Raw genomic sequence first — 20,610 nt, 5'->3', positions numbered from 1 at the left:
GATGGCCAAGACCGCGCTTCAGTTCCAACATAATGGCCGCGACGTCGCGATCTTCGTCGACGGCGGCACCAATTTGCTGGTCGCGCTGCGCGAGCTGATCGGCGACATGACACCGAAATTCGGCTGCGGCCAGGGCGGCTGCGGCACCTGCAGCGTGCTGATCGACGGCGAATTGCACCTGTCCTGCCTGACGCTCGCCGAGACGGTTGCCGGCCGTTCGGTCGAGACGCTCGACGGCATCAAGGACGGCCCCAATCTGCACCCGCTGCAGCGCGCCTTCGCCGACAACTTCGCCGCGCAGTGCGGCTATTGCACGCCCGGCATGCTGATGGCTGCTAAGGCGCTGCTCGATCGCAATCCGCAGCCGAGCCGCGCTGAAGTCATCGAAGCGATCTCCGGCAATATCTGCCGCTGCACCGGCTATGAGCCGATCATCAACGCCGTGCTGGCTGCCGCGTCCGGCGGCCGGGCTCGCGCGTAAGAGGATAATGTCATGCTGGAACTGCGCAAGGACCTCTTCGCCGACGAGCGCGACGACAATCTGAAGGAGATCGGCAAGGGCACCCAGCGCCAGGACATGCTCGGCCATGTCACCGGCACCTCGCCCTATTTCGACGATCACAAGCTACAGGGCATGCTGCATCTGAAGGTGGTCCGCAGCGCGCATTCGCATGCAAGACTGCGGCGCATCGACACGTCCGAGGCCGAGCGGTCGCAGGGGGTACGGCGCGTGATCCGGGCCTCCGACGTGCCGCGCAATCTGAACACGCTGCTCAGCTTGATCAATTTCGGCAAGGATGACGAGCCGTCGCTCGCGGTCGACAAGGTGCGCTACAAAGGCGAGCCGATCGTCGCCATCGTCGCCGACAGCCCGCGCGAGGCTTATGAAGCCATCGCCAAGGTGAAGATCGACTACGAGGTGCTGCCGGCGGTGTTCGACGTCGAGGACGCGCTGAAGCCGGGCGCGCCCGTGGTCAACGAGGTCTACCCCAAGAACACCTTCACCTATCACGAGACCTACGATCGCCAGCAGCTCCGCTTCGGCGACGCCGACCGCGCGTTGGCCACGGCCGACCACGTGCTGGAGCAGCGCTACCAGATGTCGCCGATCGAGCACGCGCCGACCGAGACCAACGGCTCGATCGCGGCGCCCGACACCAACGGCCGCTATATCGTGTATACCTCGACGCAGGCGCTGTTCTTCTCGGTCGACACCTGCGCCAAGATCCTTGACGTCCCGTCCAACACCTTCCACTTCATCGGCGGCACGGTCGGCGGCGGCTTCGGCGGCAAGGTCGATACGCTGACCGAGCCGCTCTGCATCCTCGGCGCGATGCTGACCGGGCGCCCGGTGCGTTACGTGTTTGGGCGCGAGGAGGAGATGCAATACGGGCCGCCCCGAGGCGCCGAGCGCATCTACATCAAGGACGGTGTGATGCGCGACGGCCGCGTCGTCGCCCGCAAGGTACGCGCCTATTTCGACAGCGGTGCCTATACGCGGCTGTCGAGCTATGCGGCGGTGAAATGCGCCGCGCATCTGCCCGGTCCCTACACGATCCCGAACGTCCATGGCGACGTCTACTGCGTCTTCACCAACCGCACGCCAGCGACCGCGATGCGCGGCTTCGGCGTCACGGCGATGGATTTCGCCATCGAATGCCAGATGGACAAGCTCGCGCATCTGGTCGGCATGGACCCGATGGAGTTCCGGATCCTCAACGCGTATCGCGACGGCGACATGAAGGCGCATCGCCGCGAGGCCAAGAACACCGCGCTGATCGAATGCGTGCAGGTCGCCGCCGAGAAGGCCAAGTGGCCGCTGCGCGAGGACTTCAAGCGGATGTCGTCGCGCAAGGACGGCGGCGGCGCCCGCGCCGCGGTGACGCCGACGCCGCGCGAAACGCACGCGCCAATAGCCGCAGCGACGCAGCAGCGCACGACATATGACCGCGCGCCGGCCGCCACCCGCGAGCCGCCGCCACCGCCGCCCTCGTCGCCGCCTCCGCCACCGCGGCCAAGCGCACCGTCGCATGGCGCCACTCGCTTCTCTTCCGTCTTCGGCACCAGGAGGCGCTGATCATGACCCGGCACCGCGGGCGCGGCATCGCGTCGGTCAATTATCCCATCGGCATGAACCTCGGCGGCGACCCGAGCCAGGCGCTGGTGCATTCCAATCCGAGCGGCAAGTTCACCGTGGCGCTGTCCTCGATCGATCTCGGCCAGGGCATGAAGTCGGTGACGCGGCAGATCTGCGCCGAGACCCTCGGCGTGCCGGTCGAGGACGTCTATGTCGACACCGCGGATTCCGACACCGGCCCGCACTGCATGGGCTCGTTCGCCTCGCGCGGCACCCATCGCGTCGGCAACGCCGTGATGGCGGCGGCGCGGGAGGCGCGCGGCGTGATGATGGAGGCCGCCGCCGAAGAGCTCGAGGTGAACGCCGCCGACCTCGAGACCGATGGCCGCGGCAACATCCACGTCAAGGGCGCGCCGCACCGCTCGATCTCGACCAAGGACGTCGCGATCGCAGCCCAATTCAAGCAGGGCAAGACGATCTCCGGCCGCGGCATCTTCCTGGTGCCGCTGTCGGACGTCGATCCCGAGACCGGCGAGATGTCGCCGGCGACGTGCTACGCGCATGCCTGCCTGGTCGCCGAGGTCGAGGTCGACGACGAGACCGGCGAAGTCGACATGGTCAGGATGGACAGTGCCTATGAGCTCGGCCGCGCGCTCAATCCGCGGCTGGTCGAACAGCAGCTGGTCGGCGGCGCCTGGATGGGCGTCAGCCACGCGCTCTATGAGACGCCGGAGCCGTATTATCCGGAGCCGGTGCATGGGCCGCGCGATTTCGTCGAATATCTGATGCCGGGGCCTGGCGACATCTGCCCGCATGACATCGCGGTGCTGGAACGCCCTGCCCCCGATGGCCCATTCGGCGCCAAGGGACCGGGCGAAATGTGCGCCAATCCGGTGCTGCCTGCGGTAGCCAACGCGATCTTCAACGCGGTCGGGGTGCGGATCGACGATCTGCCGATCACGCCGGAGAAGGTGCTGCGCGCCATCCAGGCGCAGGGCGGCGCGCGGCCGCAACCGCGGCGCTGAGGTTCTGATATGCCGGTCCGCAGCAACATCGTCGGCATCGACAGCCCCGAGGCGCTGGAGCGAGCGCTGCGCGCGGCCTATTACCTCGCCGACGACGGCATCGCCACCGCCTCCTATCTCTCGCTCGCGCTCGGCAAGCCGCTGCTGCTCGAGGGTGCGCCGGGGGTCGGCAAGACCGAGGCGGCGAAAGCGATCGCCGCCGTGCTCGGCCGCCGGTTGATCCGGCTGCAATGTTACGAGGGCATCGACGCGGCCGCGGCACTCTACGAGTGGAATTATCCGCGCCAGATGCTGGCGATCCGGCAGGCCGGCGAGGAGAGCATCGACATCTACGGCGAGTCGTTCCTGATCGAGCGCCCGATGCTCGCGGCACTGCGTGCGCCCGATGCGACGGTGCTGCTGATCGACGAAATCGACCGCGCCGACCAGGAGTTCGAGGCCTTCCTGCTCGAATTCCTGTCCGACTTCCAGATCTCGATCCCGGAGCGCGGCACGATCCGCGCGGCCGAGCATCCCGTCGTGGTGCTGACCTCGAACCGGACCCGCGATTTGCACGAGGCGCTGCGGCGGCGCTGCGTCTATCACTGGATCGACTATCCGAATGCCGAGCGCGAGGCGCGGATCGTGATGATGCGCGCCTCCAGCGTTGCCGAAACCACCGCCCGCGCCGTGGTCGCCGCGGTCGGCCGGCTGCGCCGCGAACCGCTGAGCAAGGCGCCGGGGATTGCCGAGGCGGTCGACTGGGCCGAGGCCGCGACGCTGCTCAACAAGGGCGGCGCGCGCTGGCCGGATGCGTTCAAGCGCTCGATCGGCGTCGCACTGAAGGACGAGGAGGATCTGCATTTCATCTCGCCGCGGCTCGATGCCATCATCGCGGAGGCAGCCGCGTGAGCGACGATCTCGTGCTGCCGCGCGCCGCGCGGATCTTCGTGTCGTTCGTCGCGCTCTTGCGCGCCAACGGCTTCTCGGTCGCGCCGGAGCAAACGACGAGCTTCCTCGCCGCGATCGAACTGCTCGGGCCGCGCAGCCTCGAGCACATCCGCCGGGCCGGGCTCGCCACACTGGCGCCGCCGCCGGAGCGCCGCGCGACCTATGACCGGCTGTTCGACATCCATTTCCGCGGCACTGATGCCATCGAGCAGGCCGAAGGCGAGGACGACGAGACCGTCCGCCTTCAGGAGGAAGGCCGCGGCGAGGACGAGCCGCCGCTCGCCGACGAAGCCAATGAATCCGGCCTCGCCGCGGCACGGGCCGAGGCGCTGGTCGAGCGCCGCTTCGCGCAAATCCCGACCAGCGATCCACTGCGCCAATTGTCGCGCGAGGCGGCCCGGCGGCTGCCGCGAAGGCGCGGCCACCGGCGGCGGCGTGCGCGCACCGGACCGTTCGCCGATCTGCGCCGCACGCTGCGTGACAGCGTGCGCAATGACGGCGAGGTGCTGCGGCTCGGGCGGATGCGCCGTCGCCAGCGGCCGCGCAAGATCCTGCTCCTGATCGACGTTTCCGGCTCGATGAAGGCGCGTACCGAGGAGAACATGCGGCTTGCGCATGCGCTGGTGCAGGCGGCCGGCAATGTCGAGGTGTTCACCTTCGGCACGCGGCTGACCCGCGTCACGACGGCACTGCGGCTGAAGCGGCGCGAACAGGCGCTGAGCGCGGCCTCATTCCTGGTCAGCGACTGGGACGGCGGCACAAGGATCGGCGATGCGCTGCAGGCGTTCCTCGCGGTGCCGCGGTTCGGCGGATATGCCCGCGGCGCGGCGGTCGTGATCGTCTCCGACGGCCTCGAGCGCGGCGATCCGGCCGCGCTGCGCGATGCCGTGGCAAAGCTGTCGCGGCGGGCCTGGCGCGTGAGCTGGCTGACGCCGCTCGCGACCGCAGCCAACTTCAAGCCGCAAACCGAGGCGCTGATCGCGATCCAGCGCTTCGTCGATGATCTCGTGGACGGCGGATCGAGCGCGGCGGTTGTCGCGCATCTGCTGTCGCTTGCAACAAGGAGAGCTGCGTGACCGGCATTGTCGACGGACATCATCACATCTGGCGTCAAGCGGATCTCGCCTGGCTGTCCGGCCCGATGCAGCCGCGCATCTTCGGCCCCTACGAGCCGATCCGCCGCGACTATCCGATCGAGGAATATCTCGACGACCTCAGGGGTAGCGGTGTCACCCGCTCGGTCTACGTCCAGACCAACTGGCCGAATGGCAAGTTCGAGGATGAGGCGGCATGGGTGCAGCAGACGGCGGATCAGCGTGGCTGGCCGCACGCCCTCGTCGCCTATGCCGATTTTTCCGTCGATGACGTCCGGCCGCAGCTGGATCGGTTGAAGCGCTATCCGCTGGTGCGCGGCGTGCGCATGCAGCTGCATTGGCACGACAACCCGCTCTATCGCTTCGCCGCCCGTCCCGACCTCTGCACCGATCCCGTGATCGGGCGCAATATCGCACACCTCGCCGACTATGGCTGGAGCTTTGACCTGCAGGTGTTCGCGCCGCAGATGGCCGATGCCGCCGGCCTTGCCGAAGCCTGCCCGAACGTAACCTTCATCCTGCAGCATGCCGGCATGCTGGAGGATCTGTCGCCGCAAGGCCGGGCCGCCTGGCGCGCCGGCATGGCGCGGCTCGCACAATGCCCCAACGTGGTATCGAAGCTGTCCGGGCTCGGCACCTTCATCCATCGCAACGATGCCGCGCATATCGCCGGCATCATGACCGACACGGTCGCGATCTTCGGCGCGGAGCGCTGCCTGTTCGGCTCGAACTTTCCGATCGAGAAGCTGTGGACCAGCTACCGCGATCTGATCGACGCCTTCAAGGCAGCCGCGGAACGGCTCAACGCCGCGCAGCGCGAAGCGATCTTCAGCACGACGGCGGCGCGGGTCTATCGGCTGGGGCCATAGTCGCGCCGCGACGAACACAACAACGAACAGGAATTTGGAGGGGAGAGCGATGCCGTTGGAGATCAAGATCCTGGACTATGGCGATATCGAGCTGGAATCGAGCTTCCTCGTGCTCGGGCACAATTGCGGCCGCACCCGCCGCGTGCTGACGCTCGGCTTCCTGATCCTCGGCGGCCCCTACCCCGTGCTGGTCGACACCGGCTACCGCTCCAACCAGATCATGGAGACGCTCGGCATGCGCGGCCTCCAGTTTCACGAGAACATGATCGAGAACCAGCTCGCCCGCCACGGCGTGCGCATGGGCGACGTCCGTTTCGTCTGCCACACCCATCTGCACATCGACCACGCCGGCAAGGACGATCTGTTTCCGATGAACACCACCGTCGTCGTCAACCGCAAGGAGCTGGAGTACTCCGTCTCCGGCCTGATGCATCCGCAATACCCTGCGCCCGACATCAAGCATTTGATCGACCGCCTGCACACCAAGAGCGCGCTGCGTTTCCTCGACCTCGAGATCACCGGTCCGGTCGAATTGATGCCCGGCGTCTATTGCGACGCCGCCAACGCCCACACCGAAGGCTCGATGAACATTCACGTCCACACCGCCGACGGCATCGCGACGATCTGCGGCGACGTGATCTATGATTTCAACGATCAGATCGTCACGCCCTTCAACGAGATCCACGACGCCGAGCCGCGCACCACCGGCAATCACGGCACCAGCAAGCGCGCCGAGAAGGCCGCGATCAAGAAGCTGCTGAGTAGCTCACGCTATCTGCTCCCTGTGCATGATCGCCCGGCGAAGATCGAGGGCGGCATGGTGGTCGGCCGCCTGCACGACCAGGTGCCCGGGCCTGTCGTGCAAAGCCTGCCGCAGCGCAACTGGTTCCCGGCATAACCACGAAGGCCTGCTACGATGACGCACGTCACGCTGCGCACCGAATTCGAAGACCTGATCGACCCCTACGCGCCGGTCGGCCAGGTCGGCACCGGCTTCGATTTCACGGAAGGGCCGATCTGGCATCCGCTCGATCACTTCCTGCTGTTCTCCGACATGCCTGGCGACGTGCGCCGGCGCTGGGATGCGCGGCGCGGGGTGGTCGAGGTCAAGCGGCCGTCGAACAAGTGCAACGGCATGACCTATGACGCGGACCTCAATTTGATCGTCTGCGAGCATGCGACATCCTCCCTGATCCGCGAGCGGGCTGACGGGCGGCGCGAGGTGCTGGCCTCGCACTACGAGAACCAGGAGCTCAACAGCCCGAACGACGTCTGCGTTCATTCCTCGGGCGCGATCTATTTCTCAGATCCATGGTATGGCCGCATGCCGGTCTACGGCGTTGAGCGGCCGCGCCAGCTCGGCTTCCAGGGCGTCTATCGCGTGCCGCCGGGCGGCGGCGCGCCGAAACTCCTGGTCGATCGCTACCTGTTCGAGCAGCCGAACGGGCTGTGCTTCTCGCCGGACGAGCGCATCCTCTATGTCAACGACACCGTGCAGGCGCTGATCCGCGCCTTCGACGTCAGCGCCGACGGCTTACTCAATAATCCGCGCGTGTTCGCCTCCGGCATCCGCTCCGAGCTCGAGCCCGGCCTGCCCGACGGCATGAAGTGCGACCAGCGCGGCAATGTCTGGGTCACCGCGCCCGGCGGCGTCTGGGTCTATGCGCCCGGCGGCGATCTGCTCGGCAAGGTCCGCCTGCCCGAGCTCGTCGCCAACCTCGCCTGGGGCGGCACCGATTTCCGCACGCTCTATCTGACCGCGACCCATTCGGTCTACGCGATCCCGACCAAGGTCGGCCCGCGCCACGAACCCTATATGAGCGGTAAGCGCGGCGGCGCGAGCGCTGCATCGACCACACCTGCGCCGAACCTGACCTCCGGGGAAATGCAGCTCGATCCGCAGCGTTGCGCGATGATCATCCAGGACATGCAGAACGACGTCATCATGGACGGCGGCGCGTTCGCCGAGTCCGGGGCGCCGGCGCATGCGCGCCAGCAGCACGTCGTCGAGAATGTCCGCCGCGTAGCCGAGGCGGCGCGGGCGCGCGGCGTCGCCATCATCCACGTCTGGTTCGTCGTCGAGCCCGGCGCACCCGGCGTGACGTTGAACGCGCCCCTGTTCGAGGGCCTGGTCGACAGCAAGGCGATGGTACGCGGCAGCTGGGGCGCTGCGCCGGTCTCCGGGCTCGAACCGCGCCCGGGCGACTTCGTGGTCGAGAAGATGCGGATGAGCGCCTGGGAAGGCACGCGGCTCGAGACCATATTGAAAGCCACCGGCCGCGACATGATCATCAACACCGGCGCCTGGACCAACATGTCGGTCGAGCACACCGCGCGCACCGGCGCCGACAAGGGCTATTTCATGATCGTGCCGGAGGATTGCTGCTCGACCATGAATGCCGATTGGCACAACGCCGCGATCAATTTTGCCTTGCAGAACGTCTCCGTCGTAACCAACGCCGACACCGTCATCAAGGCGCTCGGCTAAGGGAGGCGCGGTGCCGAAGCTGCTGCACGTCGCCTGCTCTCCCCGCGCCGACTCGGAATCGGCAGCCGGCGCGCGCGTGTTTCTCGATCGCTTCCGTGAGAGCCATCCGGACTGGGACATCGACGCGATGAACCTGTGGCGCGAGCCGCTGCCGGAGTTCGAAGGGTATCTGCTCGAGGCCAAATACGCCCGGATCGGCGGCAAGACGTTCACTGCTTCGCAGCACGACGCCTTCGCAGTCGCCGAACGCCTCGCGTTGCGGCTGTCGCTGGCCGATCGCGTGTTGATCTCGACCCCGATGTGGAATTTTTCCATTCCCTACAAGCTCAAGCAGTGGCTCGACGTCATCATCCAGCCCGGACTGACCTTCCGCTTCGATCCGGCGCAGGGCTATCTGCCGCTGCTCACAGACCGGCCGACGGTCGTGATCCTGGCGAGCGGCAGCGACTTCGTCACCGGCATGAACCGCGGCCGCATCGACATGGCGACGCCCTATCTGCGCGAAGCGCTGCGCTTCATCGGCATCAACGATTTGCGCTTGGTGCCGATCGGCCCGACCACGGGGCCCGCGGAGCCGATCCGCGCCGCCCGCGAGGCCGCGCACCGGCGGCTGACGGAGATGGCGGCGCGGTTTTGAACGGTTAACACCGCCGTCGTCCTGGCGAAAGCCAGGACCCATAACCGCCGCATTTGATGATGAATGGGGCCGTGGCCCCGGCGTGGCGCAACAACTCTCATTTGGGGTAATGCGTCCTGGCTTTCGCCAGGACGACATCGAATGTGCTGCACGGCCTGCGACTTGTGCTTCCGCAGTCTCGCGACGCGCTGCGCCCACTCTGCTTGGCGAGAGGCGCTTACAAGGCGGCGATTGCACGATTTCGGAATATTGGAAGAATACTCCTGAGTTGCCCGACATGTCAAGCTGGCTGGCCGAACGCCGGCCGCCGCGAGCTCCTTTGCATGGGGTTGTTTTCGATATTTTGGCGACGCGCACCTAGCGAGGGAGCTCCGCCACCGATTCCACCACAGGAAAGACCAGCCTGCACAACAATCCCGGCGCGTTGTCGCGCAATTCGATTCGTGCGCCGTGCAGGCTCGCGACCGCCGCGACCAGGCTGAGGCCGAGGCCATTGCCCGGCGTGTAGCGGCTCTGCTCGAGCCGGTAGAAGCGCTTGAAGACCCGGTCGTGCTGGCCGGCGGGAATGCCGGGGCCGTCATCGGCGACCGAAATCACCGCGCCGCTCTCGTCATTGTCGCAGGTCACGCTCACCCGCCCGCCCGGACGGCCGTGCTTGATGGCGTTATCGACGAGATTGGCGATGGCGTCGAACAAGAGATCGCGGTCGCCGGTCACCAGCACTGCCTGATCGCCGGCGAGGTCGAGATGGGTGGTGACCTCCTCGGCCGCGGCATCGTAGAGCTCGACCACCTCGCTTGCGATCTCGACCAGGTTGACGATGCGAAACGCGCCCTTGCGGGCCCGCGTCTCGATCTCGGAGATCCGCGTGATCGACGCGAACATCCCGAGCACCGCGTCGAGATCGGCGATGGTGTCGCCGATCAACGCCGCATCGCCCTCCGCGTTGCGCGGGGCGTGATAGGCCTTCTCGAGCCGGCCGCGCATCCGGGTCAGCGGCGTGCGCAGGTCGTGCGCGATATTCTCGCCGACCTGCTTGACGTCACCCATCAAGGTCTGGATGCGATCCAGCATCAGATTGAGATTCTCCGCAACGCGATCCCATTCGTCGTGGCTGCCAAGGAGCGGGATGCGCTGGTCGAGGCCGGAGAGCATGATGGCGCGGCTGGTCGCATTGATCGACTCGATCCGGCCGACCGTCCGCCGCGTGACCCCGATGCTGGCGGCGGCGGCAAGCACGATGATCAGCACGACAACGGCGATGCCCGCGGCCCTGATCTGCGCCATGAAGCCGTCGAGATCACTGATGTCGCGACCGACCAGCAGCCGATCGCCGTTCGACAAGGTCTCCGTCACGACTCGCGCCAGAGAAGTGCCCGTGGGGAGCTGCGGCAGCGAAACGCGGAATTCGGCCCATCCCTGCCGGGCAGCCTCCGCCGGCCATTGCTTGAGATTTCCGGCAACTACCGCCGAGTCCGGGCCGGCCAGCAGATAGACATGATCGGCAAAGCCCTTGTCCGCGATGCGTTGCGCAATCAACGCGGCCAGGCCATCGCGGCCGGACCGCGCATAGGCATCATCGAGGCTCGCCTGCTCGGTCATGATGGCGCGGTCGGACCTGTCGCGCACATAGGACAGCGTCGACCAGTAGACGTAAGCAAAGATCGCGGACACCATCAGGCCGAAGATGCCGATGGCGATCAGCGCCAGGCGGAAAGTCGACGACTTGAAGGTCTTAGCCAGGAGCACGGAGGCAGTACCCGATGCCGCGGATCGTGTGGATCAGCGGATAGGCTTGCTGGTCGTCGACCTTGCGGCGCACCCGCCCGACATAGACGTCGATGATGTTGGTCGAGGGATCGAAGTGCAGATCCCAGACGTGCTGCAGCAGCATGGCGCGCGACACCACGCGGCCTTCGTTGCGCGCGAGATATTCGAGCAGCTGGAATTCCTTCGGCAGAAGCGGAATCTTGCGGCCGCGGCGGCTCGCCGTCCGCGCGATCAGATCGACCGCGAGATCGCCGACCCGCAGGATGGTCTCCTTGGCAACGGTCTCGCTGCGGCGGCCGAGCGCCTCGAGCCGCGCCAGCAGCTCGACAAAGGAGAACGGCTTGACCAGATAGTCGTCGCCGCCGGCGCGCAATCCACGGACCCGGTCATCGACCTCGCCGAGTGCGCTGATGATCAGGAACGGCACCGCGATGCCGTCGTCGCGCATCTGGCGCATCACCGCGATGCCGTCGATGTCGGGCAGCATGCGGTCGATCGTGATCACGGCATAATCGCGCGCCGCCCCCTGGCTCAGCGCCTCGCGGCCGTTCGCGGCCAGATCCACGTCATAGCCGCTGGTGGTGAGCTCTTCGACGAGCTGACCGGCGGTTTCAGGATCATCCTCGACGACGAGAATGCGGCGGTGAGCTCCGGTCATCTTCTTGAACTCTCCGAGGCATCTTGAACTCTCTCCGAGTTCTCAAGCTCTGCAAGCCCCCGCGACGATCGCCGCCAGACTATCCCATTCCGGGGCGGGATGGAACGTCTGGCGACGACCGCGACAACGGTGCGGTTGGTTGGGCGATCACCAATAATCCCCGCACACATTGACCCATTGCAGACCGTAGGCCGTCCACACCCTGCGGTAGCAGCCGTAGTCATAGCCGGCGTAGAGATAGGGCGCGCCGAAGAACGCGAAGCGATGGAAGCGGTGATGGTGGAAGAAGCCGCCATGATGGAAGAAGCGCCCGCCGTGGAATCCGGCGCCGGCAAATCGCGGGCCGAACGCGGGAGCACCGGTGAAGCGGGGACCGCCACCAAAATGTCCGCCGGCAAAATGCCCGCCGCCGCCCATCGCGGCAAACGCCATGCCACCACCGCGCATACCGCCGCCGAACCCACCGCCGTGCATGCCGCCGCCAAAACCACCGCCATGCATTCCGCCACCCATGGCACCAGCAAAGCCACCGCCGTGGCCGCCACCGAAGCCACCCCCGCCACCATGGCCGCCGCCACCGCCGCCTCTGGCGAGAGCTGCGGGTGCAAGCGCAACGCTGACGGCGAGCGTCGCCGCCGTGAGACATGTGAGAAGCCTGTTCTTCATGAAACTCTCCCTGTTTGGGACTGCGGCGAACCTCGTGTCGCCGCACGCAGAGGATCACCAGAAGACGCAAGCGTGAGCCCGACTTCAACTGACAAATGCGCCAGATTCTGACAGCGGAGTTAGGATAAGCGAGAGGCCTCTTCGCGTCAGACGACCTTCGCGCGTCCGGATCAAATCACCAGACGTTCTCGGAGCCAGGACAGACTCCCGGGCGTATGCCGGGAGCGCTCACCTTGAGGATGCACACGGCATCGGCACACCCTTGAATATCGGCCATCTTCGTGGTAACGACGCTTCATGATCAACGTTGTGCGCATCGCGAACCGCAAAAACATGACCCGCTCTCGCTGGGCCGTGGAAGGAGTCGTGCGCTAGGAATTCAACGACGCGATCTTTCACCAGGCCCCGCCGGCATCGGACGGGGCCTTTTGTTTGGCCATGCTCCCTGCCGGCACAACAGCAGGAGCATCCGATGCCCCCTCAACAGACGAACCCTACGTCCGAGACCGGGCGCGATACCGCACGGCTGCGGCCCGACCTCGCCATCGCTGTGGTGAAAGACACCACGGGCGACGCTTCGGCCGAGGCGTGTCCCGAAGCCTCGATCGCAGCGCGGAGAGACGCTTTCTCGGAGAAGGAAGCGGCTGGGCCACCGGGCGCATCGACGCGGAGCCTTCCGGGTTTGCTCCAGGGATTTTGGCTTGCATTCCGCAATTGGCAGCAGCGCGAGAGGTCGCGAGTCAACTTGCACGAACTGAGCGAGAGAGAGCTGAAAGATATCGGCCTGACACCCGGCGATCTCGACTGCATCGTCACCGACCGGGCGATTGAAAGGCTCAGAGACGGCACCGCGTATCCATGGCTGTCTCGCGGTGTGATGTGAGCTGACGGCAACTCACCGCCGGTTCTGCACGCCGAGTGGCATGACCTCGGGCGGATCAGCAAGGCATGATCCGCCCCTTCTCTAAAATCGCCGCGACATGGCGGGTGACGCCGACGCGGCTCAGGTCGGCTTGCCGCGCCCGCTCTTCTCGGCGGCGCGGCGCAGCGCGTCGGCGAGTGCACCGCCGCCGGACTGCTCTTGCGGGCGGCGCGGCGCGGACGACGTCATCTTGCCGGAGCCGCGCGAAAAATCGCGCGACGGCGCCGCGTTGTCCTTCTTCGGCCCGACCTCGTCGTCGAGCCGCAGCGTCAGCGCGATACGCTTGCGCGCGACCTCGACATCAAGAACCTTGACCTTGACGATATCGCCCGGCTTCACCACCTCACGCGGGTCCTTGATGAAATTCCGCGACATCGCCGAGATGTGCACCAGACCATCCTGATGCACGCCGATGTCGACAAAGGCGCCGAAGGCGGCGACGTTGGTCACGGTGCCCTCGAGGATCATGCCCTGCTTCAGGTCCTTGACCTCCTCGACGCCCTCCATGAACACCGCCGCCTTGAACGCCGGACGCGGGTCGCGGCCGGGCTTTTCCAGCTCGCGCAGAATGTCGGTGACGGTCGGCAATCCAAACGTATCGTCGACGAAGGATTGCGGCTTGAGCCCGCGCACCACATCGGCGTTGCCGATCAGCGCCTTGATGTCGCTCTTGGTCGCCTCGAGGATGCGGCGCACCACCGGATAGGCTTCCGGATGCACGCCGGATGAATCGAGCGGATCCTCGCCATTGCTGATGCGCAGGAAGCCGGCGCACTGCTCGAACGCCTTCGGCCCGAGCCGCGGCACCTCCTTGAGCGCCTTGCGCGACTTGAACGGGCCGTTGGCATCGCGGTGCTGCACGATGCTCTGCGCCAGTCCCGCGCCGATGCCCGACACACGCGAGAGCAGCGGAACCGATGCGGTGTTGGCATCGACGCCGACCGCGTTCACGCAGTCTTCCACCACCGCATCGAGCGAGCGCGCCAACTTGGCCTCACCGAGATCGTGCTGGTACTGGCCGACGCCGATCGCCTTCGGATCGATCTTGACCAGCTCGGCCAAGGGATCCTGCAGACGCCGCGCGATCGAGACCGCGCCGCGAATGGTAACGTCGAGGTCGGGCAATTCATTGGAGGCGAAGGCGGAGGCCGAATAGACCGACGCGCCGGCTTCGGAGACTACGATCTTGGTCATCTTGCGCTCGGGCAGCCGCTTCACGAGCTCGGCGGCGAGCTTGTCGGTCTCGCGCGAGGCGGTGCCATTGCCGATCGCGATCAGCTCGACGCCATGCTCGATCGCGAGCTTGCCGAGAATGGCGAGCGCCTCATCCCAGCGCCGCTGCGGCTCGTGCGGGAAGATCGCCGTGTGCGCCACGACCTTGCCGGTGGCATCGATCACCGCGACCTTGACGCCGGTGCGATAGCCGGGGTCGAGCCCCATGGTGGCGCGCGCGCCGGCGGGCGCGGCGAGCAAGAGGTCGCGCAGGTTGGAGGCGAACACGCGCACTGCCTCGGTCTCGGCCGCGGTCCACAGCCGCATCCGTAAATCGATGTTGAGATGGATCTGGATCTTGGTGCGCCAGGCCCAGCGCACCGTCTCGGTCAGCCATTTGTCGCCCTTGCGGCCCTGATTGGAGATCGCAAAGCGGTTCATGATCCTGAGCTCGTAGAGACCGGGCACACCGACGGCCGGCGCCTCGGCCTCCGGCTTGATCGCGAGGTCGAGGATCTCTTCCTTCTCGCCGCGGAACAGCGCCAGGATGCGGTGCGACGGCAGCTTCGGCAGCGGCTCGGAGAAATCGAAATAGTCCTTGAACTTCTCGCCTTCGGTCTTCTTGCCGGTGCGGACGGTCGAGGCCATGATGCCGTTCGACCACATCTCCTCACGCAGCGCTCCGATCAGATCGGCATCCTCGGCGAAGCGCTCGACCAGGATTGCGCGCGCGCCATCCAGCGCGGCGGCGACGTCGGCGACCTGCTTCTCGGCGTTGATGAACGGAGCGGCAGCTTCGTTCGGATCGTTCTGGGGCTGCGTCAGAAGCTGATCGGCGAGCGGCTCGAGCCCGGCTTCCTTGGCGATCTCGGCCTTGGTGCGGCGCTTCGGCTTGTACGGCAGATAGATGTCTTCCAAACGGCCCTTGCTGTCGGCCGCCATGATCTGGGCTTCCAGCGCGGCATCGAGCTTGCCCTGCTCCCGGATCGAGTTGAGCACCGCGGTGCGGCGTTCCTCGAGCTCGCGCAAATACGTCAGCCGCTCTTCCAGCGTGCGCAGCTGAGCATCATCGAGCGCGCCGGTGAGCTCCTTGCGGTATCGCGCGATGAACGGCACGGTGGCGCCACCGTCGAGCAGCGTCACCGCCGCCTCGACCTGCTCGTCGCGAACCCCCAGCTCCTGCGCAATCTGATGATGAATCTTTGCCACGCTTCTCTCTCTAATCCCGTTACGCCGCCGGATCACCGACGACACGGACGCCGCTTATGAACCATCCCGGATTGATTCATCAAGGCACGCTGTGGATCAAATTGGGCGCAGGCTGCAATCTATTTCCGGGATGTCGGCCGCCCGCGGCTTGACAAATAGATGCGCGCCGCATTGCCGCCGAAAATCGCGGCTCTTGCTTCACTTGACAAATCGGCAAGCAGGCTCTCCGCGGCCGCGAACCAGTGCGCGTAGCCGCCGGCGAGATTGACCACGGGCCAGTCGCTGCCCCACAGCATCCGCTCCGGCCCGAAGCATGCGAGCGCATGATCCGCGGCTTCGCGCAGATCGGCGACCTGCCAGTTCGGCGCCGCCTCGGTCGCAAGGCCCGACAATTTGCAGACGACGTTGGACCGCGTGGCCAGACCTGCGACATCGTCCTTCCAGGCCCCAATGTCGCCGGTGGCGAGATTCGGCTTGCCGAAATGATCGAGCACGAACTGCAAATCCGGATGCCGATCGACCACCTGGATGAGCCGCGGCAGATGGCGCGGCAGCACCAGCGCGTCGAACACGAGATCGTGCCGCGCCATGGCCTCGAGCGGCGCCGCCAGTTCCGGGCGCAGCAGCCAGTCGTCATCGGCGATGTCCTGCACCATCGGCCGCAGGCCGACCAACAGATCGCGTTCGGCGATCGCGTCGACGCGCGCCGCCGCGTCGCCGGCGTCGAAGTCGATCCAGCCGACCACGCCGCGCACCTGCTCGGCCCCTTTTGCGACATCGAGCAGAAATGCCGTCTCGGCCTCTGTTGGTGCGGCCTGCACCAGGATCGTGCCTTCGATCCCGGCTGCTTCGAGATGCGGAGCGAGATCTGATAGCCCGAAGTCGCGATAGATCGGCCCGCGCTCCGGCGTCAGCCAGCCGTAATCCGCGCGCGCCAGCGTCCAGACATGGTGATGGGCGTCGATCCGCATCATGCCGGCACCGGCGCATGCTGGTCGAGCAGCCCCTCATTCTTCAAGTCGCGCCACAACGCGGCGGGCACGGCTGACGACAATGCGGCGACGTTGCGCTCGACCTCCTGCGGCGTCTGCGCACCGAGCACGAGGCTTGCGACCGCCGGATGGCCCAGCGCGAAATGCAGCGCCGCGGTTGGCAGCGCCACATCGTGGGCGTGGCAGACGCGCTCGATCGCAGAGACCTTCTGCATCACGTCCGGCGGCGCGTCCTTGTAATTGTACTTGGCGCCGGCCACCGCGCCTGTCGCCAGGATGCCGGAGTTGAACACGCCGCCCAGCATCATGCCGATGCCCTGCTGCTCCGCGAGCGGCAGGAACTCGGCGAGCGCCGGTTGCTCCAAAAGCGAGTAGCGGCCGGCGAGCAGCATGGTGTCGAACGTGCCCGCTTTGGCGAAACGCACGCACATCTCAGCCTCGTTGACGCCGATCCCGATACCCTTGGCCACGCGCTCGGCGCGCAGCTTGTCGAGCGCGACATAGGCGCCCTCCATTGCCTCGCGAAATCGCGCCTCGATGGCGTCAGCACCGTGGGTCCAGACGTCGACGTCATGGATCAGCAACAGATCGATATGATCGGTACCGAGCCGCAACAGCGACTGCTCGACCGAGCGCATGGTGCCGTCATAGGAATAATCGACCACGGCGCGATGCGGCTGGCCGCCGACGAAGTTCGAGCCGTCGCCGCGGCCGTGGAACGGATCCATCCAGCGTCCGACCTTGGTGCAGACGACGACGTCGTCGCGTGCGACGCGGCGCAGCGCCGTGCCGCTGCGATGTTCGGCGAGGCCATGCCCATACAGCGGAGACGAGTCGAGCAGGTTCACGCCAAGCGCAAACGCCCGCTCCGCCGCCGCGATCGCGGCCGCGTCATCGAGCCGCGCAAAGAGATCGCCGAGCGGCGCGGTGCCGAAACCGAGGATGGAAACGTCGAGCCCGGTGCGGCCGAGCCTGCGCCGCGGCAACGGGGCGGAACCTGGATTGGAGGGTTGTTGTTGGGTCATTGGTGCGTCCTGCCCATTACGTTTTTTGTTGGTCGCTGCGTCGAGACTAGCGCCGGTGACGCGGAAGGTGAAGATGTCCCGCCGACGGCGTGACGATGACAGCTTCGCGTCAGCGCGCTCTGCACGTCACAATGCCTTGCAAAGTGCGCGGTGGCGCAATCGGCGCGTTGCCTGGCGATACAAAATGGGCTATGGGAACCGCACCGCAAATTCATTGCAGGAGGCGACGATGATCAGGCTAGCGCGCTTCCCGGGTTCACCGCGCGATTTTTGATGCGCGTTCCGGGAGCTCAATCCCGGACGAGACCCTAACGCTCCATCCCAATTGAACCGAATCTGCCGCGCCGCGGGCGTGGAACCATTGTCATGACATCCAATGTTCTGGCGTTCCCCCACCGGGACGCCGCACGCTTCGCGCTGCCCGAACGGCAGTTGCGGAGATACCATCCCGATGTGCAGGCCAAGGTGCGTGCGCTGGCGATGCAGCATGCGCGCATTGCGGACCTTGCCGTGAGCTTTCCCGCGCTGCTGTTCGCGCTGGCGGCCCCACGGGTTGGACGAGACCCCGCGCTCGCACTCGCGCATGTCATCGACGGCCGCTCCCTTGCGGAGGCAGCGGCTGCGGCAGGCATACCGCTCTGGTTGCGCAAATTGCCACCGGAAGCATTCACGTTTCCGATCGCGGGATTGCCCGACGATGAGCTGTTTCGCCGCCAGATCGCGAACCATCTGCCGCCATCGCCGAAGCTGGCGCCGCAATGGCTGAAAGCCGTTACCGAACTCACGAGGCTCGCGCACTCGCCCGCTGCCGCCTGGATCGCGCGCGAGCTGATCCGCGCGGCGCGGTTCGTCAACCCGGCCGGGTTGCGGCTGGTCGGCCTGTGGGCGTGGTTCTCAACCCACCCCTCAACGCTCGGCCATACGCTGATCGACCGGACATGGACGCCAGCCATGCGTCTCGACACCGCGCGTGCCGCCGCAAACGACTGGCGAACGCTGCTCTCGCTACACCTCAACCTCGGCTCACAGCCGATTGCCGACATGTGGCTGCAGGCGGGCCGTGTCGCCGGCTACGATTTCGTGCCCTTGACCTCGACCGCCGATATCGCAGAGGAGGCAGAGGCGATGCAGAACTGCCTCCGCACCTATGGCTGCAACCTCGCACACAATCGCTCACGGCTCTGGAGCATCAGACGGCATGGCAGGCGCATCGCCACGCTCAAGGTGGCGACCCGGTATCGCGACCCCCTGCCGAGCATCGTCGAGCTCAAGGGCCGCCGCAACGGCGAGATGCCAGCCGAATTGTGGTGGGCGGCACGTCAGTGGCTGCACATGCACGACCTGTCGCGGGTCGACATGGCGCAGCGCATCTGGGGCACGGTGCCGCTGGACCGTCCGACCTGGCGCGCGATCTGGCGGCCTTATTGGCTCGCCAAGCGTCGTATCCCGGAATGGCTGCCGATCGCACCGTCACGCGACGCGCTGCAAGACCTGTGACGTCGGCGGATGCACGCGCCCTCCGTCCGCTCTTGCGGGGAGAGGGTTACCGTTAGTCGCTGTCTTCACGCAGGGCGAGGCGGAGCGGAGTCCACGGCTCAGGTCACCCGCTCAGTTCATCGGCAAGAATCCGATCGGCGACGTTGTCGACCATTACGGGACTTTCGAAATAGGTCACCGTCGGATCGGCGCCATACTTCTCCCGGGCGCGGGCGCGCCACGCTTCGGTGTAGAGCGCCTCGGCTTGCGGCCTCGAGTTCCAGAAATAGATGCCGCCGGCCGTCATGCCGTCCTCGGACAGCACGTAGGTCTTGCGAAACAGCCCCGATACGCCGCGGTAGATCGGCGCGGTGCTGAGAAAGATGGCGCGCGCTTCGTCGCGCGTGATCGGCTTGGGCAATTTGAACGTCGTGACGGCGGTAATCATAGTGATCTCCTGAAGCGTCATTCTTGACATGATTGTCAATCTTGACGATAATGTCAAGAATAATCAGGCGGAGCGGGTCGAATGGTGGGTGTGCGTCAGTTCAACGAAGACGAGGTGATCGCAACGGCGCTGGACGTGTTCTGGCGCAAAGGCCTGCACGACGCGACCATGCAGGACCTCGCGGAGGCCACCGGCGTGCAGCGCGGCAGCCTCTACAACGCCTATGGCGACAAGGAAGCGATCTTCCTGCGCGCCTTCGATCAATATGCTGAGCAATTCCTGGAAGCGGCGGGCAGCGCGCTGGCTGGCGCCGACACGACGACCGCTTTGCGAAGTTTCTTCGACATGATCATCGTCAACATGACCGACGGCTCGCCGGCGCGCGGATGCCTGACAACGCGCACCGCGCTTGATGCGGCGATCTCGAGCACAGAGGTGCGTCAGCGCGTGCAGGATGTGCTGGGCCGGCTCGAGCAATTGATCGGCAAGGCGCTCGGCACGGCCCCGGGCAAGCGGAGCGCGGCCGATGCCAGCCGGCTGGCACGCGTCATCGTGACCTTCACGCGCGGCCTCGCCGTAATGGAGCGCGCCGGATACAGCCGCAAGCAGCTGAAGGAATCGGCTGCGACCTTCATCGACGCCGTGGCCGGCGGGGGTTGAGCGACACTTGCCAGACGACCGTATGGGAGACGACATCATGCAGGATCGAAAGGGCGGCTGCCTGTGCGGCGCGGTGCGCTACGTGCTCAGGGCCGAACCGCGCGGGATCGCGATCTGCCACTGCACGCATTGCCGGCGGCTGAGCGGCAGCCTATTCTCGCTCAACGTCGTGATCCGCGAGGCCGACTACCAGCAGTCCGGCGAGACCGCCGTCTTTGTCGACAAGGGTGACAGCGGTCATCCGGTCGAGCGCCATTTCTGCGGCGGCTGCGGCTCGCCGATCCTGGCGAAGACTGCGCTGATGCCCGGCAAGGTCGTGGTCAAGGCCGGCACACTCGACAGCATGGACGGCTTGCGGCCGCAGATCGAGATCTATACGGATCATGCCGCGACATGGCTTGCACCAGTCGCGGGTGCCGCACGCTTCGCGCAAAATGCGTGAAGGCCTCCGC

The 20,610-nt window shown here is 66.2% G+C and carries 19 protein-coding genes and 1 pseudogene; 13 read left to right on the top strand and 7 right to left on the bottom strand.

Annotation, left to right across the window (positions count from 1 at the left end; genetic code table 11):
* Window position 1: 1 nt before the first annotated feature.
* Genes BI327_RS36585 through BI327_RS36545 form a run of 9 tightly spaced genes read left to right on the top strand, consistent with a single transcriptional unit; the run spans window position 2 to window position 9,120 of the window.
* On the top strand, window positions 2-481 hold the full coding sequence (locus BI327_RS36585; protein WP_076866228.1) for a (2Fe-2S)-binding protein: 480 nt from the start codon (window positions 2-4) through the stop codon (window positions 479-481).
* 12 nt (window positions 482-493) lie between these two features.
* Window positions 494-2,077, top strand: coding sequence for a xanthine dehydrogenase family protein molybdopterin-binding subunit (locus tag BI327_RS36580; protein WP_076866227.1), 1,584 nt, complete (start codon window positions 494-496; stop codon window positions 2,075-2,077).
* 2 nt (window positions 2,078-2,079) lie between these two features.
* A complete protein-coding gene (locus tag BI327_RS36575; protein WP_076866226.1) occupies window positions 2,080-3,102 on the top strand; it encodes a xanthine dehydrogenase family protein molybdopterin-binding subunit in 1,023 nt (340 codons plus the stop codon).
* A 9-nt stretch (window positions 3,103-3,111) separates the two neighbouring features.
* Window positions 3,112-3,993 (top strand): AAA family ATPase, encoded by an 882-nt coding sequence (locus tag BI327_RS36570; protein WP_076866225.1) that lies wholly within the window; start codon window positions 3,112-3,114, stop codon window positions 3,991-3,993.
* Window positions 3,990-5,108, top strand: a complete 1,119-nt coding sequence (locus BI327_RS36565; RefSeq protein WP_076866224.1) for a vWA domain-containing protein — start codon at window positions 3,990-3,992, stop codon at window positions 5,106-5,108. Before BI327_RS36570 ends, BI327_RS36565 begins: the two co-directional genes overlap by 4 nt.
* Entirely contained in the window at window positions 5,105-5,995 is an 891-nt protein-coding gene (locus BI327_RS36560) for an amidohydrolase family protein (RefSeq protein WP_076866223.1), read from the top strand. Before BI327_RS36565 ends, BI327_RS36560 begins: the two co-directional genes overlap by 4 nt.
* Before the next feature lie 49 nt (window positions 5,996-6,044).
* A complete protein-coding gene (locus BI327_RS36555) occupies window positions 6,045-6,893 on the top strand; it encodes an MBL fold metallo-hydrolase (protein WP_021075854.1) in 849 nt (282 codons plus the stop codon).
* 18 nt (window positions 6,894-6,911) lie between these two features.
* Window positions 6,912-8,483 carry an isochorismatase family protein gene (locus BI327_RS36550; RefSeq protein WP_076866222.1) on the top strand — a complete coding sequence of 524 codons (1,572 nt, stop codon included), beginning with the start codon at window positions 6,912-6,914 and terminating at the stop codon, window positions 8,481-8,483.
* Window positions 8,484-8,493: 10 nt separating this feature from the next.
* The gene (locus BI327_RS36545) at window positions 8,494-9,120 is read left to right on the top strand and encodes an FMN-dependent NADH-azoreductase (RefSeq protein WP_076866221.1); all 627 of its coding nucleotides are present in this window, start codon (window positions 8,494-8,496) and stop codon (window positions 9,118-9,120) included.
* Between the two features lie 357 nt (window positions 9,121-9,477).
* On the opposite strand, the pseudogene BI327_RS36540 reads toward BI327_RS36545, so the two are convergent.
* From BI327_RS36540 to BI327_RS42835, 3 genes and pseudogenes are all read right to left on the bottom strand, one after another.
* Window positions 9,478-10,431 (bottom strand): annotated as a pseudogene (locus BI327_RS36540) (sensor histidine kinase); the annotation flags it as partial.
* Window positions 10,432-10,855: 424 nt separating this feature from the next.
* On the bottom strand, window positions 10,856-11,548 hold the full coding sequence (locus BI327_RS36535) for a response regulator transcription factor (RefSeq protein ID WP_076866219.1): 693 nt from the start codon (window positions 11,546-11,548) through the stop codon (window positions 10,856-10,858).
* A gap of 147 nt (window positions 11,549-11,695) precedes the next feature.
* Entirely contained in the window at window positions 11,696-12,214 is a 519-nt protein-coding gene (locus BI327_RS42835) for a hypothetical protein (RefSeq protein ID WP_076866218.1), read from the bottom strand.
* Window positions 12,215-12,686: 472 nt separating this feature from the next.
* Here BI327_RS42835 and BI327_RS36525 point away from each other — a divergent pair, with 472 nt between their 5' ends.
* Complete coding sequence (locus BI327_RS36525) at window positions 12,687-13,097, top strand: DUF1127 domain-containing protein (RefSeq protein WP_076866217.1); 411 nt, start codon at window positions 12,687-12,689, stop codon at window positions 13,095-13,097.
* 120 nt (window positions 13,098-13,217) lie between these two features.
* Here BI327_RS36525 and BI327_RS36520 read toward each other — a convergent pair whose 3' ends face one another.
* The 3 genes from BI327_RS36520 to BI327_RS36510 all read right to left on the bottom strand — a co-directional run bounded on the left by BI327_RS36520 (window position 13,218) and on the right by BI327_RS36510 (window position 17,574).
* Complete coding sequence (locus BI327_RS36520; RefSeq protein ID WP_076866216.1) at window positions 13,218-15,557, bottom strand: Tex family protein; 2,340 nt, start codon at window positions 15,555-15,557, stop codon at window positions 13,218-13,220.
* A gap of 119 nt (window positions 15,558-15,676) precedes the next feature.
* The gene (locus BI327_RS36515; protein ID WP_076866215.1) at window positions 15,677-16,531 is read right to left on the bottom strand and encodes an amidohydrolase family protein; all 855 of its coding nucleotides are present in this window, start codon (window positions 16,529-16,531) and stop codon (window positions 15,677-15,679) included.
* Window positions 16,528-17,574, bottom strand: coding sequence for an aldo/keto reductase (locus BI327_RS36510; RefSeq protein ID WP_076866214.1), 1,047 nt, complete (start codon window positions 17,572-17,574; stop codon window positions 16,528-16,530). Before BI327_RS36510 ends, BI327_RS36515 begins: the two co-directional genes overlap by 4 nt.
* A 366-nt stretch (window positions 17,575-17,940) precedes the next feature.
* Between BI327_RS36510 and BI327_RS36505 the strand changes: the two genes are divergently transcribed.
* Window positions 17,941-19,071 (top strand): hypothetical protein, encoded by a 1,131-nt coding sequence (locus tag BI327_RS36505; RefSeq protein ID WP_076866213.1) that lies wholly within the window; start codon window positions 17,941-17,943, stop codon window positions 19,069-19,071.
* Between the two features lie 103 nt (window positions 19,072-19,174).
* On the opposite strand, the gene BI327_RS36500 is transcribed toward BI327_RS36505, so the two are convergent.
* The gene (locus tag BI327_RS36500; RefSeq protein WP_076866380.1) at window positions 19,175-19,498 is read right to left on the bottom strand and encodes a hypothetical protein; all 324 of its coding nucleotides are present in this window, start codon (window positions 19,496-19,498) and stop codon (window positions 19,175-19,177) included.
* A gap of 81 nt (window positions 19,499-19,579) precedes the next feature.
* On the opposite strand from BI327_RS36500, the gene BI327_RS36495 reads away from it, so the two are divergent.
* Window positions 19,580-20,158: a TetR/AcrR family transcriptional regulator gene (locus BI327_RS36495; protein WP_076866212.1), complete on the top strand. Its 579-nt coding sequence runs from the start codon at window positions 19,580-19,582 to the stop codon at window positions 20,156-20,158.
* Between the two features lie 37 nt (window positions 20,159-20,195).
* A complete protein-coding gene (locus BI327_RS36490) occupies window positions 20,196-20,600 on the top strand; it encodes a GFA family protein (protein ID WP_076866211.1) in 405 nt (134 codons plus the stop codon).
* The last annotated feature ends 10 nt before the right edge of the window (window positions 20,601-20,610 follow it).

This window comes from Bradyrhizobium mercantei (assembly GCF_001982635.1).
Lineage (GTDB): Bacteria > Pseudomonadota > Alphaproteobacteria > Rhizobiales > Xanthobacteraceae > Bradyrhizobium > Bradyrhizobium mercantei.
This window is presented reverse-complemented; position numbering and strand designations above follow the sequence as displayed.

Excerpts from the sequence above, each read along its gene's own strand:
- BI327_RS36585 (WP_076866228.1), top strand. The coding sequence starts at position 2 with ATGGCCAAGACCGCGCTTCAGTTCCAACATAATGGCCGCGACGTCGCG.
- BI327_RS36580 (WP_076866227.1), top strand. The coding sequence starts at position 494 with ATGCTGGAACTGCGCAAGGACCTCTTCGCCGACGAGCGCGACGACAAT.
- BI327_RS36575 (WP_076866226.1), top strand. The coding sequence starts at position 2,080 with ATGACCCGGCACCGCGGGCGCGGCATCGCGTCGGTCAATTATCCCATC.
- BI327_RS36570 (WP_076866225.1), top strand. The coding sequence starts at position 3,112 with ATGCCGGTCCGCAGCAACATCGTCGGCATCGACAGCCCCGAGGCGCTG.
- BI327_RS36555 (WP_021075854.1), top strand. The coding sequence starts at position 6,045 with ATGCCGTTGGAGATCAAGATCCTGGACTATGGCGATATCGAGCTGGAA.
- BI327_RS36550 (WP_076866222.1), top strand. The coding sequence starts at position 6,912 with ATGACGCACGTCACGCTGCGCACCGAATTCGAAGACCTGATCGACCCC.
- BI327_RS36535 (WP_076866219.1), bottom strand. The coding sequence starts at position 11,548 with ATGACCGGAGCTCACCGCCGCATTCTCGTCGTCGAGGATGATCCTGAA.
- BI327_RS42835 (WP_076866218.1), bottom strand. The coding sequence starts at position 12,214 with ATGAAGAACAGGCTTCTCACATGTCTCACGGCGGCGACGCTCGCCGTC.
- BI327_RS36525 (WP_076866217.1), top strand. The coding sequence starts at position 12,687 with ATGCCCCCTCAACAGACGAACCCTACGTCCGAGACCGGGCGCGATACC.
- BI327_RS36515 (WP_076866215.1), bottom strand. The coding sequence starts at position 16,531 with ATGATGCGGATCGACGCCCATCACCATGTCTGGACGCTGGCGCGCGCG.
- BI327_RS36510 (WP_076866214.1), bottom strand. The coding sequence starts at position 17,574 with ATGACCCAACAACAACCCTCCAATCCAGGTTCCGCCCCGTTGCCGCGG.
- BI327_RS36505 (WP_076866213.1), top strand. The coding sequence starts at position 17,941 with ATGACATCCAATGTTCTGGCGTTCCCCCACCGGGACGCCGCACGCTTC.
- BI327_RS36500 (WP_076866380.1), bottom strand. The coding sequence starts at position 19,498 with ATGATTACCGCCGTCACGACGTTCAAATTGCCCAAGCCGATCACGCGC.
- BI327_RS36495 (WP_076866212.1), top strand. The coding sequence starts at position 19,580 with ATGGTGGGTGTGCGTCAGTTCAACGAAGACGAGGTGATCGCAACGGCG.
- BI327_RS36490 (WP_076866211.1), top strand. The coding sequence starts at position 20,196 with ATGCAGGATCGAAAGGGCGGCTGCCTGTGCGGCGCGGTGCGCTACGTG.